At 27.2% G+C, this 17,614-nt stretch carries 14 protein-coding genes and 1 pseudogene; 5 read left to right on the plus strand and 10 right to left on the minus strand.

Annotation, left to right across the window (positions count from 1 at the left end):
* Positions 1-6: 6 nt before the first annotated feature.
* Positions 7-1,083 carry a putative NPN-dependent ornithine cyclodeaminase gene (locus tag BN1711_RS08550; RefSeq protein ID WP_050607736.1) on the minus strand — a complete coding sequence of 359 codons (1,077 nt, stop codon included), beginning with the start codon at positions 1,081-1,083 and terminating at the stop codon, positions 7-9.
* A gap of 672 nt (positions 1,084-1,755) precedes the next feature.
* On the opposite strand from BN1711_RS08550, the gene BN1711_RS08555 reads away from it, so the two are divergent.
* The gene (locus BN1711_RS08555; RefSeq protein WP_050607737.1) at positions 1,756-3,174 is read left to right on the plus strand and encodes an APC family permease; all 1,419 of its coding nucleotides are present in this window, start codon (positions 1,756-1,758) and stop codon (positions 3,172-3,174) included.
* 590 nt (positions 3,175-3,764) lie between these two features.
* Positions 3,765-4,031, plus strand: a complete 267-nt coding sequence (locus BN1711_RS08560) for a DUF1657 domain-containing protein (protein WP_050607738.1) — start codon at positions 3,765-3,767, stop codon at positions 4,029-4,031.
* A 60-nt stretch (positions 4,032-4,091) separates the two neighbouring features.
* On the opposite strand, the gene BN1711_RS08565 is transcribed toward BN1711_RS08560, so the two are convergent.
* From BN1711_RS08565 to BN1711_RS12935, 4 genes and pseudogenes are all read right to left on the minus strand, one after another.
* Positions 4,092-4,634 carry a hypothetical protein gene (locus BN1711_RS08565; RefSeq protein ID WP_050607739.1) on the minus strand — a complete coding sequence of 181 codons (543 nt, stop codon included), beginning with the start codon at positions 4,632-4,634 and terminating at the stop codon, positions 4,092-4,094.
* The gene (locus tag BN1711_RS08570; RefSeq protein ID WP_050607740.1) at positions 4,624-5,859 is read right to left on the minus strand and encodes a cell wall-binding repeat-containing protein; all 1,236 of its coding nucleotides are present in this window, start codon (positions 5,857-5,859) and stop codon (positions 4,624-4,626) included. Before BN1711_RS08570 ends, BN1711_RS08565 begins: the two co-directional genes overlap by 11 nt.
* 13 nt (positions 5,860-5,872) lie before the next feature.
* Positions 5,873-7,744 carry a DUF4396 domain-containing protein gene (locus BN1711_RS08575; RefSeq protein WP_050607741.1) on the minus strand — a complete coding sequence of 624 codons (1,872 nt, stop codon included), beginning with the start codon at positions 7,742-7,744 and terminating at the stop codon, positions 5,873-5,875.
* Positions 7,745-8,016: 272 nt separating this feature from the next.
* A pseudogene (locus BN1711_RS12935) lies at positions 8,017-8,365 on the minus strand (ABC transporter ATP-binding protein); the annotation flags it as partial.
* 514 nt (positions 8,366-8,879) lie between these two features.
* Between BN1711_RS12935 and BN1711_RS08580 the strand changes: the two are divergent.
* Together BN1711_RS08580 and BN1711_RS08585 are read left to right on the plus strand one after the other, a co-directional pair.
* Entirely contained in the window at positions 8,880-9,797 is a 918-nt protein-coding gene (locus BN1711_RS08580; protein WP_050607742.1) for a DMT family transporter, read from the plus strand.
* A 27-nt stretch (positions 9,798-9,824) separates the two neighbouring features.
* Positions 9,825-10,739 (plus strand): DMT family transporter, encoded by a 915-nt coding sequence (locus BN1711_RS08585; RefSeq protein WP_082174139.1) that lies wholly within the window; start codon positions 9,825-9,827, stop codon positions 10,737-10,739.
* Positions 10,740-10,776: 37 nt separating this feature from the next.
* On the opposite strand, the gene BN1711_RS08590 is transcribed toward BN1711_RS08585, so the two are convergent.
* From BN1711_RS08590 to uppS, 4 genes are all read right to left on the minus strand, one after another.
* Positions 10,777-11,238 carry a hypothetical protein gene (locus BN1711_RS08590; RefSeq protein ID WP_050607744.1) on the minus strand — a complete coding sequence of 154 codons (462 nt, stop codon included), beginning with the start codon at positions 11,236-11,238 and terminating at the stop codon, positions 10,777-10,779.
* A gap of 180 nt (positions 11,239-11,418) precedes the next feature.
* Complete coding sequence (locus BN1711_RS08595) at positions 11,419-11,907, minus strand: hypothetical protein (RefSeq protein ID WP_050607745.1); 489 nt, start codon at positions 11,905-11,907, stop codon at positions 11,419-11,421.
* A gap of 43 nt (positions 11,908-11,950) precedes the next feature.
* The gene (locus tag BN1711_RS08600) at positions 11,951-12,502 is read right to left on the minus strand and encodes a ferritin-like domain-containing protein (RefSeq protein WP_050607746.1); all 552 of its coding nucleotides are present in this window, start codon (positions 12,500-12,502) and stop codon (positions 11,951-11,953) included.
* A gap of 93 nt (positions 12,503-12,595) precedes the next feature.
* Positions 12,596-13,243, minus strand: coding sequence for a polyprenyl diphosphate synthase (gene uppS, locus BN1711_RS08605; RefSeq protein WP_050607747.1), 648 nt, complete (start codon positions 13,241-13,243; stop codon positions 12,596-12,598).
* Between the two features lie 383 nt (positions 13,244-13,626).
* Between uppS and ptsG the strand changes: the two genes are divergently transcribed.
* Positions 13,627-15,663, plus strand: a complete 2,037-nt coding sequence (gene ptsG, locus BN1711_RS08610; protein WP_050607748.1) for a glucose-specific PTS transporter subunit IIBC — start codon at positions 13,627-13,629, stop codon at positions 15,661-15,663.
* A gap of 44 nt (positions 15,664-15,707) precedes the next feature.
* Here the strand turns inward: ptsG and BN1711_RS08615 are convergent, their stop codons facing one another.
* Positions 15,708-17,612, minus strand: coding sequence for an FtsX-like permease family protein (locus BN1711_RS08615; protein WP_050607749.1), 1,905 nt, complete (start codon positions 17,610-17,612; stop codon positions 15,708-15,710).
* Positions 17,613-17,614 lie beyond the last annotated feature (2 nt).

The raw sequence follows: 17,614 nt of genomic DNA on the forward strand, positions 1-17,614 counted from the left end.
CCGCTATTATTTATCTAATAAATTCTTTTTAACATTAACAACAAAATCTTGAACGTTTGTATTTATTGTTGTTATTCCAACATGTCTTCTTGCATTAGCCACTTGATTTGTAGCATATTCAGCTATATCTGCAGAATACATATAAACAGGTCTTACTTCTCCACCTTTTACAGTGTATGATGGAGTTAAGTTTGAAGCTGCTACTGAATGAAGAACTGTTGCTATTGTTATAACTAATGTAGCTTTTTCTGTTTGTTCTTTCATGGCTTCTAAACCTTTTGATGCTTCTGCATAAACTGGAGGAAGTGGACCGTCATCTCTGATTGAACCACAAAGTACTATTGGAATATTATTTTCCATACATGTTTTTATGAAGCCGTTTTTAACATTTCCTTCTTCTACTAATGCTTCAAGAGAACCTGCTCTTCTTGCTTCATTTATTAAGTCTAAATGGTTATAGTGTCCTAGTGGTACTGTTTCTTGTGTATATATATTTTGACCAAGAGCTGTACCTAAAAGTCCTCCTTCAAGGTCATGTGTACACATAGCATTTCCAGCCATTAATGCATTTACATATCCTTCTTTAGCTAAAGCTGAAAGAGCTACACGTGTATCGTAGTCAAATACAACTGCAGGTCCTAGAACCCATACTATGTGACCATTATGTTCTTTTTCATATTTCATTAATTCATATAACTTTTTATAATCTCTTGAATATGAAGTTTCAGGTGATCTACCCATCTCAGTTATCATATTTGTTCCAAAACCATCTTTATATTCAAATATTCCTTCACTTGCATCTCTTTTTCTTCCAAGAATTACCTTGTCGCCTACTTTTAATTCTTGCATTTCTACTACTTTTATAACATTATCCTTAACTATCGGTACGCAATCCATAAATCCTTTTTCAGGAAGCATCCATTTTCCATTAACTTTATAGTATTCAGGATATATTGAAGTTAAATGAAAATTATCAGGAGCAACTCCTTCTTTAACTACTTCCCCTATTTTTACGTCTGGGGCATCTTTAAATAAATTCTTTGTAAAATCTGGTGGGGTAAATTTTGGTAATTCAAAACTCATTCTAATTTCCTCCTTTAAACTTATAACTTATTTAAAATTCTAATTTATATATATAATTTATCATATATATAATTAGAACTCTATAACACTTTAATATTAACTCTCAATATAAATTATATAAGAATGTATAAAAATTAACAACTTAAATAATCGTTAAATTTTACACATTGTTAAACTTATTCATAAATGAGAAATAAAAAAGTTTATCATAAAATTAACAAAGTGTTCCCTTGTCATTGAGAATAATGTTTTATACTGTAAAAAAATAACTCTCATCTTGAAACATTTTCCTAACAATGACTAGAATTTAATGTTAATTTTACTCTTAATTCAATATTTCTACATCTTCTTTCAAAATCCTTCTTTATTTTGCGAAAAATATAACAGTATTTTATATTAATATATTTATTGCACAATAATTTATTTATTTTAGTTATAAGTATAATAAATTTACTGATATAACTTCAATGTCTATAATTTATCAGAATTTTATGTTTTCCTTTCATTTCTCCATTTTAAATTGTGAAAAATAACATTAACTCATTTTTTCTCCTATTATTTCGAATTTGAGCATTTTGTTAAAAAAATATCTTGATTTTTTAACAAATTTTATTTACACTTAAGTTGGGTATACTACCCTATTACAAATTTTATATAAGGGGTGATTATAAAATGCAGAAGTCGTTAAAATTTAAAGATATGGTTCTAATGACTATGACAGCCATCTTAGGATTAAGATGGGTAGCTGTTTCAGCTAAGTATGGTGCTTCTTGTGCAGTACTTTGGGGTATCTCTGCGCTATTATTTTTTATTCCCAGCGCACTAGTTGCTGCAGAACTAGGAGGTAAATATCCTGAGCAGGGAGGATTAAGTATCTGGGTTACAAGAGCTTATGGTGAAAAAATGGGTTTTTTGGTATCCTGGCTTAACTGGGTTAGTAAATTATTTTTCTATCCTGGCTTTGTAACATATGCAGCAGTTACATTTGCATATGTCATAGATCCTAATCTTGCAAACAACAAATTTTATAACTTATTTATGGTTTTGGGAATTTTTTGGTTTATTACTTTATGGAGTTTTAGAGGAACTGGAAATAGTAAACAATTCGCAGTTTTAGGTGGACTTGTTGGTAGTGTAATTCCAGCCTTACTTGTTATAATATTGGGTTATGTGTCTGCTTTTGTCTTAAAAAGACCTCTTGCAACACATTATACTGTTAGTACAATGATACCAGATTTTTCAAATATATCCAACTTAGCCTTACTATCTTCTGTAATGTTTGGATTAACAGGTGCTGAAGTAACAGCAGCATTTGCTGGTGAAGTTGAAAATGGAAAAAAGGTAATCCCTAAAGCAATTATATTTTGTGCTATATTTATAACTATATTATATATCCTATGTTCATCTGCTATCACTTTTGTAGTAAAACCAGAAGACATTGGTGCGGCAAACGGACTTATTGAAGCTTTTAGATTAATAACCGAAAAATTCGGAATTGGACACTGGTTCTTAACTTTAATGTCATTGCTTATGACTGTGGAAGCCTTAGGTGGTACTAGCTTATATATAATGTCACCTATAACAATGTTATTTGAAACTAGTAAAAAAGGTGTTCTTCCATCATCCTTAACAAAGACAAACAAAAATGGTGTTCCAACTAATGCATTATTAGTTCAAGCTGTGGGTATTTCAATAGTAATAGCAATTACAACTCTTTTGCCAACAGTTAATGCCATATATTCAATCCTTATAATAATGACAGCTATAACAGGATTAATTCCTTATTTATTAATGTTTAGTGCTTATATAAAAATAAAGAAGAGAGAAAAAACTGAAACAAATTCAACCGAAGATTTCTATGAAATATCAAAATCAAAGAATTTTTCAATCGTAGTAGGAATCATAGGTTTTCTAAGTGTCGTTTTTGGAATAGTAACATCTTTCTTCCCACCATCAGACTATACAACAACAAGACAAATTATATTCTTTGAATTACTAAGCATAGGTGGACCAATACTTTTAAGTTGGATTGGATGGAAAATGTTTGGTAATTACGAAAAGAAAAAGAGTCAACAAAAAATATCAGGTTAATTGAAATTAAAGGGTTACGTAGGTAACCCTTTTTAATTCCTTCTAATTACCAAAACGTTAAACTTCTTACCACTACCATATAAATTATCAAAACAACAAAACTTTTTAACTTCACTATATTATAAAGCAATTATTGTGCCAATGATTAAATATTATATATTGGTTGAAAAAATAATAAAATTCTCAAAATGCTATAGATTCACGGTATCATTTTGAGAATTTATACTTTTAGTATCATTTTGATAAGGATCTATAGGTTTTTTAAATATTTGCTATATTTTTTATCATTTAATCTTCTATTTTATTTGTTTTTTAAGTTTTCAAATTTATATATAATTTTATTAAAATATTATTTATTTTTATATCTCAATTTTAAATTAATACTCTCTTCTTTTTTATAATTGCATTTAAATTATAACATAAAATACCATAATGTGTCTAATTACAATTTCCTATATATTTCAATATAATCTATTAATTATAAAAATAGACATATTAAGTCTAGCATTATTATTTGTTAAATAAGTATAATTTAACTATTGTGATGAGATAATAGATAATATCAATATAAAAAAGTGGAGGTATTATATATGACTGTTATAAGTAAATTAAATGAAACTATGGAGATGCTAAAGAGTACGGAATCAAACTGTAGAACATTTTCTTTAGATACAGATGATCCTAATGCTAAACAACTTTTCAGTCAAATAGCTGAAAGCGTAAAAGTATGTGAAAATATGCTTCAAAGCAGAATTAATTTTGTTATGAGCGAAGAACCTCAATATCAACCACAACAACAACAACAACAAATTCAACAACAAATTCAAATGCAACAACAACAGCAGCAACAACAATAATATAATATTAAGGGATTATGGGGGCATTCATATGAATGACTACATAATCCCTTAATTATTTTATATTTGGAATGTTATATGCTTTCCTACTATACTGTCTATCTTCTGTTTGTTTTCATAATCACTATAAATAGTTAACATATAATATCCAGGTTTTATTTTTGCTATTGGTTTAAATAACATGATAATACCTGTAAAAGTTCCAAATATCACTCCTAACATTATTGACAGCAACAAGGTAGATACAACTAATCCTCCAGAAGATACTGAATTCAAAAATGGTAAGGATATATATCCCATACCATGAATTATCCCTAAAATAAATCCTATCGCTGTAGCATATATTGCTGATTTTAATACACTTTTACCCTCCTTTTTAAAAAATATACACATTTCATATATTTCTTCTATATAATTATCTGTAAGTTTTCTACTACTTAAATTAGGTATACCATTATTATTTAAATCATCAATAACCTTTTGTAAATCACTTTCATGTTCAAAAAATTTAGTTACTCTATAAGTAAAACGAGGCAAATTCTCTAATCTTTGCTTCATTTGATTTTGTATTTGTTCTTGCATATCTGTATTATTAGATGCCATTATTATTCACCTCTTTATATTCTAAAATTCTATCTATCTCTACTTGCGTTGAATCACTAATTGAATTACTGTCTCCAACTATAAATCCGTGATTATTCAAATGCTCTTGAGGGCAATTATAAGTTGGTCTTATATTTTTAAGGTAACTCTCCACTGCATAAGGTATATTATTTTTATTTACAAATAATATAGATGAGTATTTCCCCTTATGACATAATGCTGTGGAAGCTACTGCTACTTGCCAATCCTTAGGATTTACAAATATAAAACTATTTCCTGGCTTTGTAATACCAAAACCAAATTCCCTTTGTTGTTTTGAAAACCACCATGAAAAATTCTTACCTAAATCTTTATATCTATTAAATCCCACAACCTGATTATATATATCTTCTCCTTGCGGTATTTTCTCTACATGACCATACTTTGAAAGTTCACCTTGAACCTTTGAAGATACATGCAAATCATTTCCCAATATATAAATATAAGCCCCACCCTGTCTTGCCTTTAAAGCTTTTTTTACAGCTTCAGGAATTTTATCTTTTTCTATAAAAAAGAATCCATCACCTTTATATGAACTCCAAGAAAGCTGCTGCAATGCATATTCTGGCTTTTCTATTGGTGCTATTATGACATTATCTTTGTGATTTCCATTCAAAGCAGATAGATAGTTATCAATATTAAAGCTTAATTCATATATATCTTCTCCTTGTATATTAGTATATCTTAATCCTTTATCATTTAATATTCTCTCTACACCTTCTCCAATATCCCCCAATAAAATCACCTTTGTGTTTTTATCTTCACTTATTCCCCTAGGTTTTAATCTTTCTATTTCTTTTAATGTAGATTCTGGAATGTTTTCTTTTTTAGTAAATAATATAGGGGCATCTATAGGATCATTGCACATCCTTGCAGCTAGTATACCCTCTGTTATTTTATCATCTCTAACTAATATAACTGCATTAGGTCTATTATAATCTAAAGTAGAAGGATATGATGTTTCACTTATAGCTCTACAGGTGTCATATAGATTTTTTCCTTCTATCCTTAAAGTATTAGATGTAATTTTAGAATCTATAGTATTTTTAGATATATAACTTTTTATATTATAATTATAGTTATTGTGTTTATAAAATAAAATTAAATATAAAAATAATATTAAAAATATGCTGGAACAAACTATAACTATTTTGTATCTTTTATTTAACATATCACCTTTAATCATTTTTTACCTCCTGCTACATAATACCCATTTTTTTCCCTTTTTTAACAAGAATCCAATTTGGAATATAAGCTGTCAAAAATCCAATAAAAGTAGAAAGTGCCATAAATCCAAACCATAATATGTTGGTTTCTTTAACCCTTACAGGAGAATATACCATGTTTAAATACCATATACTCAATAACATTCCAATTGAAGTAAAAGTTATAGAAATAAAAGCTACAGGTAATGCCTCCTTTACAGCATCCTTATATTCTATTCTCTTTAACTGTATTAACATAGTAGGCATAAACAAATATGCATTTAAGAAAAAAGCTACAAAATAAGATACTATAAATTTTATTATCATAGGATTTCCTAACAGAAATATACCATACCTTCCATAGAAGGGAATTAAAGGAGATCCTATAAAACTCCATAAATAATTTAATACTATTATAGTGGATGCCCCAAAAGATAATGTAGATATAGTAGCTACTGAAGTTTGTTTCCATAAAGACCTTAGCCAAACCACATTATTATTAATTTTTATCCAAGGAGAATTTATATAACACATTATATATAACCATAATCCTATAGGTCCTAGAACAAGCACTGTAAGTATCCACATAATTCTTATAAATAAAGTTAGATTAGGCATTCTATAAAAAGCATGAAGTCCAGTCCATAATGCCCCCAATAAAGATATCAAACTAAATATTATAGATAAAGCCTCTATGCCACTGACACCTCTTACTCCCATTGTAGTATACGGTGCGATTTCTTGAGTATAATCTGCTGTAGCTTGAATTGAGAAAGGTATTATATTCTCATTTCCAATTATCCATATATTATTAAATGGTCCTTCCTTTGGACTTTCAAAATAATTAGGTTTTATCCTCCATAGATAATTTTCTGTTAAAGGAGATAAATTTTTATTGTCAGTCCAAAGCATAGGGCCCACTTTTCCCTTTAAAGCTAATTCACATCCAATTAAAGCCAACATGGGTTCACTCTTTGAACAAAGTATAAAGTTGTGATTACTATTTGTTCTAGATCTATTATTATGCCATCCAATCCCTTCTTCTTTGTCATAAAATTTAGCAAAGTTAATAGCAAAATTCTCATCATTATATCCTGAAATAATCTTAAATGGTACCTTTAAGGACTTTACAAAATCTTCTTTTGCATTATCTTTTTTACCTAGTATATATACTTTATCTAATTTGTCTAAAACAGATTTTGAAGAATTATATAGTTTCTTTTCATTATTTATATATAGAGGTATACCACCATTTTTAATTATCCAGGTAGCAAGTGGAATAGATCTTAAAGGTTCCGCATCTGATATTACAAAACCATAATTTTTATCTTTATTAAAATTACTAATTTTATAAACCTCACCTAAAAGACCATCCGTATTTTTATATGTTAAATCTCTTACTTTAAATCCATTAAATTCAAGCTTATCTTTAAACGTTTTAGTATTTGTTCCACAAAGAATAATTTTACAATTATCCAACTTAGAAATACCATTAGGATTTATCTTTTTTATGTAATTTAAAATTTCTCTTTCATTATTATTTTTTAAAAGAATAATAGGACTTTTATATTCTTTTACTAAAGGCATTAGACTTAACACCTGCTGCCATTTATCAGATTTAATTACTATCAATCCATCTGGTTTACTTTTATAATTTACTGATGGATATAAAATATCTGCAATTTTTGTTGACATATTATCTTCTGTATTTGCCATAACTCTAATTGTATTTCCTGTATTTAAATGAATTTTTTCATTTTCATTATTAGACATTTTAGGATAAATAGTATTTATTAGAATTCTAACTTGCCCTAAAACCAATACTACGCACAGAAATACAGCTATCACTATAGATGACTTTTTCATAAAATCCCTCCTACATAGTTAAAGATAAAAATAACTATATATATTAATATTTCCTTTTTTTTTAAAAAAATGTACCAAACTTTTAATAAGTTTTAAAAGTTTGGTACATTTTACAATATTAATTTTTAACAATTACTTTCTTGAACTACGTTCACTTTTGAATTTTTTAATTCCAATATTTTATCACATATAGCTGTAGTTCATTTCCTATGAGATATTAGTATTATACTCTTGTCTTTACAATTTTGTTTTATGGATTTTAAAATCCTAACTTCATTACTTTCCAACTTTGCTGGTGTTAATTTTCTTAAAGCAATGAACACCTTATGTCTTAAAATAGCTAATATTTTAAAAACTATAAAATGTCCTGATAATTGTTTTATATCTAAATAATTCTCTAAATACTGCCGCTGCTATTATTATTTTTAACGCTTTATAAAAAGGTACTATCATTTTTAATCCTAGTACATCCCCATATAGCTACAGAACTAAAAACTTCAATAGAAATTGCTAACAAAAGGCCTAATACTCCATAGATATAGTAATTAACATAACTGGTATTAATGGCTTGACTTCTAAAATAAGCCTTTTTATTACACCAAATCCTGATTTTATTTCCAGTTTATACACCTCCTAACGCTTCTAATTCTTCTTGTTTTGTAAACATATCATAATAATGTTCTTTTCTTGTATATAATTCATTATGCGTTCCTTCTTCTACTATGGTTCCTTTATTTATATCATAAGTCTTTAAAATAAGAGAGGCTATAGTACTTTCCCCCCTACCACTTTCATCACCTATATCAACAAAATCCTTTTAACCTATAGATAAATTTGAATCTTTTAATATATTTCTTTCCCCATTATAAGTAAAATCTACATTTCCTAATTTTGTATCCATATCCCTGCCTCTAAATTCTGATTTGTTTAGTTTAAATGTTTTTCATAAATATTAGTTTTTTCAAACCATTCATTTATTTTTTTGAACTTTTTATGAAACAACAAGATGACATAAAAAAAGGTATTGTTAATTTTTTTACAAAAAACCTTTAAATATTATTAACAATTACTATATTTTTGGTGATATAATTTTATTAAGCTTATATTTATACTTAAAAACTTTGGAGGTATCATCATGGAAAAACTTAAAAATAACAAAACAAAGGGTTTTATTCTAGTTATAATAGCCGCATTATTTTGGGGGTATATGGGAGTACCTACTAAAAATCTAGGAGATTTGAATTTTGATGCATTCTCTGTATCATTTTTTAGAACTTTTATGGCTGGCATTTTTTATTTTTTATATTGTTTAAAAAAAGATTTAAACTTACTTAAAGTAGATAAAAAAGGTCTATTATTTTTCATAATTTATGGCATAATAGCTTTTGGTGGAACCTTTATATGCTATAACCTATCTGTAAATTATATTTCCATAGCCTTAGCTACTATGTTTATGTTTACAAGTCAAGTCTGGGTGGTAATACTTTCTTATTTTATATTTAAAGAAAAATTTACTCCCAAAAAAATAATAGCCATAGTGTTAACACTAATAGGCTGCTTTATGATGTGTAAAATATATGATACCCAAAATATTTCTTTAAACCCAAAAGGAGTTATATTTGGACTTATATCTGGTTTTACCTTTGCACTACAGATTATTTTAGCAAAAATAAACTCTAGTAAGTACAATCAAAATACATTACTTGCTTATTCATTTATATTTGCATCATTATCTTTAATTCCTTTTATGAATTTTAAAAATACTATACATATATTTCAAACTTCTAACAATATAAGCTTTATAATAAAAAATATTATAATTATTGGCTTTTTTAATACTGTTATAGCTAACGGTGCCTATATAAACTCAGTAAAATACATAGAAGTTGGTATTGCAAGTATTATAGCTTCTTCAGAAATAGTTTTGGCTTCTATAATAGCTTACCTAGTATTTTATCAAACTTTAGACTGTATTCAAATTATAGGAATGACTTTAATTATTTTATCCATAATTTTATTACAAACTAAAGATAAAAAACAAACTATAAATTAAACATAAAACGGAGGAAAAATGGAAAAAATTATTAAAACAAAAGATGATAAAACGATTGGTTTTTTACTTGTTTTTTTAGCTTCAATATGCTGGGGCTGTACTGGAATTCCTACTAAGAATTTGGCAAACTTGGGATTTGATAATTACACTATTTCTTTTTTTAGAAGTGCACCTGCTGCAATCTTTTATTTATTATATTGTTTAATCAAAAATCCTAATTGGCTTAAGGTAGATTTTAAAGGAATATTATTCTTTATATTTTATGGAGTATTTGTTTTATCCGGTTGCCTTTTATCCTTTAACATAGCTATAAATTCCCTATCTATAGCTTTAGGTACTATGTTTTTATATACTGCTCAAATTTGGGTGGTTATACTTTCTTATTTTATGTTCAAAGAAAAATTTACTTTTAATAAAGTATTTGCCATGATATTAATTTTTATTGGCTCTTCCATGATGTGTGGAATATTTAGTGGTACTAATTTTTCTTTAAACACTAAAGGCGTTATTTGGGGAATTATATCGGGTTTTACCTTTGCCCTTCAGATTATTTTAGCTAAAGTTTCTAACGATAAATATCATCCTAATACTTTACTTACTTATTCTTTTATATTTGGTACATTAGTTTTAATTCCTTTTATGAATATGCAAAATAATATAGTTATACTTTCTAAGACTTATAATATATCTTTCATATTAAAAAATATAGCTTTTGGATTTGTAACTACAATTATAGCCAATAGTTCTTATGTTAAATCAGTGCAATACATAGAAGCTAGCATTGCAAGCATGGTATCTTCATCTGAACTTATTATAGCTTCTGTAGTTGGATTTATAATTTTTGGTGAAACTTTAAGTAAAACACAAATTTTTGGTATGATTTTTATACTTTTTTCTATAGTATTATTACAATTAAAAAAATACAACAAAAAACTAGAGTAAGGATTTTAGTCTTTACTCTAGTTTTAATTTTGTTCATTTATTTCTGGCATATTTTTTCACTTTTGCAAGATATATCTTCTAATTTTTCTTTTATTGCATTGATATGTTCATCTAAATCTGATAAATCATATTTTGAAACATTGTAATGAAGATATATATTTTCAAAAGATTTAACTATATCATCGAATTCCTTACTTGTATCTATAAATCTAGTAAACTTGTTACTATTTTTAGCATTTTTAAATTTAGCTATATCGACTTTTATAACCTTTATTACATCTTCTTCATTATCAAATTTATCAATAGCCACATTATATGGTGAAATTCTTTCTAAGAAATACTTATTATTTTTATCTATATGATACATATACTTTACCACAGTAGAATCTATATCAAAATCTACATAACATATAATATCTGATACTCTGTGAATTTTAGCTCCCAATTGTTCCAAACGAAAAATAAGCATAGAATTTTGAACCTTCATAAAATTATCCATACTATATCCCTCCTTACATAGTACTTATTGTTAATTATTCATAAATTTATTATATCATTAATTGTTTATATATTTAACACATATTTAATATATTATAAAAGAGCCCTAAGGCTCTTTTATAATAATGAATTTCTATATAATTTTAATATAAGTAAAACTCATAAAAATTAAGTTTCTTTACTATTCTATTATTTCTTCATCTTCTTCCATTTCATTTATATATTCTATATCTTCATCCACCATATCCTCTATAGGTTCTACCCCTCTCATCATTGAGTACATATCTTCCATTTCCATTCTAGAATTCATTGGATGCATACCATACATTGGATTCATACCACACATTCCCATCATAGAATGCATAGGATGCATACCTTCTATTCCCATCATGCAACCCATTGAATTCATTTCCATTCCCATCATAGGATGCATATGATGCATTGGATGCATTGGATACATTCCATCCATACCCATCATACAGCCCATTGGATTCATCCCCATCATAGGGCACATCATTGGACAATAAGGCATTCTACCTTGCATTGCCATCATAGGATTCATACCACACATATCATCCATATCATACATTTTATTCATCATATCCATATCCATTGAAGATTTAGATTGGCACATAGGAGATATTTTTTTATTCATATAAGATTTATCCATAATCACACCTCATTAATAATTTTTTAATTTATATTTATGGTAACTACCACATTATACTTCTCATTTCATTACAATCTAGTCTATCGCACATATCCTTCTTCTTGTCCTTTTTAGATAAGTTTAAATTGAGAATATAATTATATTTTATAGCATGTTTTATTTCATCAGTTAAAATTTCAAAAACTACATCCCTATAACATCTACTTGGAAGACCTTGTCTTATAATTCTATATTTTTCCATAGCCTTTAATTCATTAAATAAAGCTCTCTTTATTCCATCAATATAAGACTTAGGTTTTTGAAATTTTTCTTCTGAAACTTCTCCTACGTCCATTCCTGTAAAGGCTTTATATATTTGCCTAAATAATTTTCTATGCTTTATCTCATCATTTCTTATACTGGTTATTATATCTTTCTGTTCCTTAGTAGGGGCTTTACTTATTAAATAGTCATAAAAAAGCTCATCCTCTCTTTCTCCTGCTATAGCTTCTTTTACAAGTTTTAAAGACCTTTCTAGTGCAGACTTTGTAAAATCCATTCCATAACTACTACAGCAACATGGATTTTGATACATCATATAAGGCATATTATACATTAAAAATTCTCCTTTTAAATATTCCCATTTACATTATATTCCTATTAAGTTTTTATGTACCTTGTCCACACCATTAAATCTTATTTTAAGAAATTACCCCCCTAAAGTAATATCTTGAGTATCATACCATTTTAAAGCTTCATATATATGTTCAGGTTTGAAATCTGGCCAATAATCTTTAACTATATAAAAATCCGCATAAACAGATTGTACAGGCAAAAATCCACTAAGCCTTCTTCTTCCTCCCCATCTTATAATTAAATCTATTCTAGATATATCTGTAGAATTGATATTTTCATTTATTTTTTTTCTACTACTTAAATTATTATTTTCTAATGAAGATAAATCCCACTCCCAACCATAATTCACTAAAAAATTAACTTTAATAATTCCATTACCAAAAATTCTTCTCTTTTTTGTATAAGGTATTAATTCCTTGGGAAACATTGGAGATTTAGTATTTCCAACTACAAGCAAAGCCGCATCTTCTTTCGATAATATTTCAACCGCTTTTATACAAGCCTTTGTAAAAGCTTCTCTTTGTACTTTAGGTCGTTTAGTATTATCTGTAGTAAAACCATAATATGTAATTTCTTTCACGCCTAATTTTTTACAAAATCTAAATAAATTAAGACCTGGATTTAACCCATAATCATAACCCATTTCCTTTTCCAATCCGTTATTTTTTGCCCATCTTCTATTACCATCTGGAATTATTCCAATATGTTTTGGTATTCTCATAGTATATTCCTCCTCGGGTAATAATTGTATTTTTAACATTATTATTTACATATATATTTTTTTTAATCACAGTTATAACGTTTAATACTTAACCAATAATTTAAATATTTGTATATAACTTTCATATGTTTTTGTATTCTATAAGTTTTATTAATAAATTTTTAAAAATATATTGAAATAAAAAAAAATGTATGATATATTTTAAACATTAATAAAGCATTATAAATTTTACGTGTTACTGACTAGATTAGGCATGAGTAAATTTTATAAGATCATTAGGGATTTTATACCCTAAATTATCTTATTTATAAAATTTACTCATGCCTTTTTGTATTTTAGTAAACACTATAGATTATATAAACCATTTTGAAAGGAGAACTCATATGTTTAAAAATTCATTCGGAGGATTGCAAAAAATAGGTAAAGCCTTAATGCTTCCAGTAGCATTACTACCAGCAGCTGGAATCTTATTGGCTTTCGGTAATTTATTTCAAAATAAAGCGTTTTTAAAAATTGCCCCTGCACTGAATGTGCATTGGTTCCAAGGTTTTGCAAGAATTATAGAGCAATCTGGTAACGTAGTTTTTACTAATCTAGCATTATTATTTGCTGTAGGTGTAGCTGTAGGACTATCTGATGGAGATGGCGTTGCAGGACTTGCTGCTATAGTAGGTTTCTTTATTATGAATACTACTATGGGAGTTGTAACTGGTATTACTCCAGGTATGATAGGAAAATCTCATCCTGAGTTTGCAAGTATTTTAGGAATTCCAACACTTCAAACTGGTGTATTTGGTGGTATTATAATTGGTGTTATAGCAGCTAGACTATATAAGAAGTACTATAATATAGAATTACCTCAATACTTAGGTTTTTTTGCAGGTAAAAGATTCGTTCCAATAATAACTGCAACAGTTTCTATTTTAGTTGGTTTAATACTAGTATTTATTTGGCCTCCAATACAGACTGGATTAAATACTTTCTCTCACAATATGATAGATACTAATAGAACATTAGCAGCTTTCGTATTTGGCGTTATTGAGAGAGCTTTAATTCCATTTGGTTTACATCATATATTCTATAACCCATTTTGGTACCAATTTGGTGAATATGTAAACAAAGCAGGTCAAATAGTTAATGGTGACCAAAGTATATTCTTCGCTCAATTAAAAGATGCGGTTCCTTTTACAGCAGGTACATTTATGACTGGTAAATTTCCATTCATGATGTTTGGACTTCCAGCAGCAGCTTTAGCTATTTATCAAGAAGCTAAACCAGAAAAGAAAAAACTTGTAGCAGGTATAATGGGATCAGCTGCATTAACAGCATTCTTAACAGGTATTACAGAACCTATAGAATTCTCATTCTTATTTGTGGCACCAGTATTATTTGCAATACACTGTGTATTTGCAGGATTATCTTTTATGATAATGAATATATTAAATATTAAAATAGGTATGACTTTCTCAGGTGGCGTTATTGACTTCCTATTATTTGGTGTTGTTCCTAACAGAACTAAATGGTGGCTTGTAATTCCAGTAGGATTATGTTTTTCTTTAATTTACTACTTTGGGTTTAGATTTGCTATAAGAAAATGGAACTTAAAAACTCCAGGTCGTGAAGATGATATAGGTTCAGAAGAAGTTAATTATGCCTCTTCTGGTTCTTTAGCTGCTAATGTGCTTGAAGCTTTAGGTGGTAGGGAAAACTTAGCTAACTTAGATGCCTGTATCACTCGTCTTCGTGTAAGTGTTAATGACATAAAAAAAGTAGATAAAGATAGACTAAAAAAATTAGGCGCTTCTGGTGTTATGGAAGTTGGAAACAACATTCAAGCTATATTTGGACCAAAATCTGACCAATTAAAAGAGCAAATAAAAGATGTTATATCTGGAAAGCTTGTAACTGAAGATGTTAATTTAGAAGAACCAAGAAAAGAGCCTATTAAAGTTAAGTCTTCAAGTAATGATAAATTTGTAGCTCCTATAGATGGAGAATTACTTCCTATAACTGATGTACCAGATGAAGTATTCTCACAAAAAATGATGGGTGATGGATTTGCAATAAATCCATCAAATGGTGAAGTTGTATCTCCTGTAGATGGCGTTATAACAACTGTATTCCCAACTAAACATGCTATAGGAATCACAGCAGATAATGGACTTGAATTATTAATACACTTTGGAATTGATACAGTAAATCTTAAAGGTGAAGGCTTAGAAGCTTTAGTAGAACAAGGAGCTAAAGTTAAAGCTAATGACCCTATATTAAAAGTTGATATAGAAAAAATTAAAGATAAAGTTCCTTCAATTATAACTCCAGTAATATTTACTAACTTAACTGAAAATCAAAGCTTAGAAGTACTTAAAATTGGTTCAGAGGTTAAACGTGGAGAAGAAGGCATTATTAAAATAAACTAGTCAATAAAGAGTTTCAAATCTAAATTTGAAACTCTTTATTTAATTTAACTTTTTATTATCATATTTTTACTATATTTCACCGTTATTAAATAAAATATTCCATAAGCTATATAATACACAATTAATGTAATTACTACTGGTATCGTTATTGACTCTCTAAGAGATCTTTTTAATATCTCCATAGCAAATAAATTATGAAAAGTTCCTAATACTACAGGCAGTAAAAATATTATACTTGTTTGTTTTAATAAAATTTTTTCTATATGCTTATTGTTAGCACCTATTTTCTTTAAGGCAATATATCTTGCCTTATTATCATAAATATTGGATATTTGTTTAAATAATATTAAGCTACCTGTTGCAATGATAAATAGTATAGATAGTATAATACCTATGAAAAATAGCAATCCAAAAACCTTATAAGCTTGTTTATAATTATATGCATAAGATGAAAAATCTGCTTTATTAGATTTGGCTATTTTATTTATGTCATTACTCAACTCAAAAGAATTTCTCTTATCCTTAACATCTATACATCTTATCTTTTTAATTCTATCAACTTTATTTAATGAAGCATAAACACTATCTTTAACTACAATAATACTTTCATTAATTTTTTCATTAGTTATCATTTCTTTGTAAGAAGCTTTTATATTAAATTTTTGATCCCTATCTTTAAAAATAAATGGCTCTTTTAAATCTGTGTTAAACACATCAATCATAGTAGAATCTTCAATTAAATATACATCTTTATTTGAGTTTAACCTTGTATACTTTCTTTTTTCATAATTCATAAGTTTTTTATAACTACTCTCGGATAAAACCTCCACCGAAATTTCACTACGATATTTTTTATTTATACTTAAAAATTCACTAACATAAGAACCCTGTACTACTTTAAATTCAATTACATCGTTAAATAAAATTTTATCATCATATTTCTTTAACACATTATCTACTTGCTTTTTTAGACCATCGGAATTTTCTTCTATTGCACAAGCAAACTTTATCCTATTATTTATATTCTTTTGAAGATCATAATAAAAAGTTGTTGTTGTTCCTAATGCTGTAACACAAACTGCTATTAATATAGTTACAGTAGATAATATATTAGCATTACTTTTAATCTTATAAGAAGTTTCGGCTATAGATACCATATTTGTTCCTCTAAAATAAAAATTTTGAAATTTTTTTAACCTTTTAAGCAATATACTAAGTCCTGCTTTATAAAATAATTGAGTTCCTATTATAACTATTATTAATATAAAAGTTAGACGCCCTAGACTTCCTACAGTGGTTTTGTGGCTTAATGCTAAAGCATATCCCATAGCTATTAGAACCATACCTAATATGCCTTTAATCTTAGAAGTTTTCCCCATATCTTCTACTTGTTTTTCTTCTCTAAATAAGTTTACTAAGGGTATTTTTTTAATAACATGAAAATTTTCTACTGCAAGAATCAAAATTATTAAAGTAAACACTAACAAAGTTTCACTAATAGCTATTAAACTAAAATTCATATGAATTATTACATCTAATTCCATTAGTCTAACTAGAAGCATCATGATAATTTTAGAAAACATAAATCCTAAAAGTACCCCAACTAATACTCCAAATATCCCTAAAATAAAGCCCTCATATATAAACATTAAGCCTATCTTTTTCTTAGTTATTCCTAATAAATTATATAATCCTATTTCTTTTTTTCTTTTTTCTCTAAAAAACACATTAGCATTATATATAAATATAAAAGAGAAAAATAATACTACTATAGAAGATAAATTTAATCCCAAAGCTACACTACCTATAGATTTTAAAACATCTCTATTATACTTAATAGAATTGAATGAGAAAAAAATAAAAGAGCTAAAAACTATAGATATAAAATATAATAAATAATTCTTAGGATTTTTCTTTATATTATTGTAAGAAATTTTATAGATACTCATAT

The organism is Clostridium niameyense, assembly GCF_001243045.1.
Classification (GTDB): Bacteria; Bacillota; Clostridia; order Clostridiales; family Clostridiaceae; genus Clostridium_F; species Clostridium_F niameyense.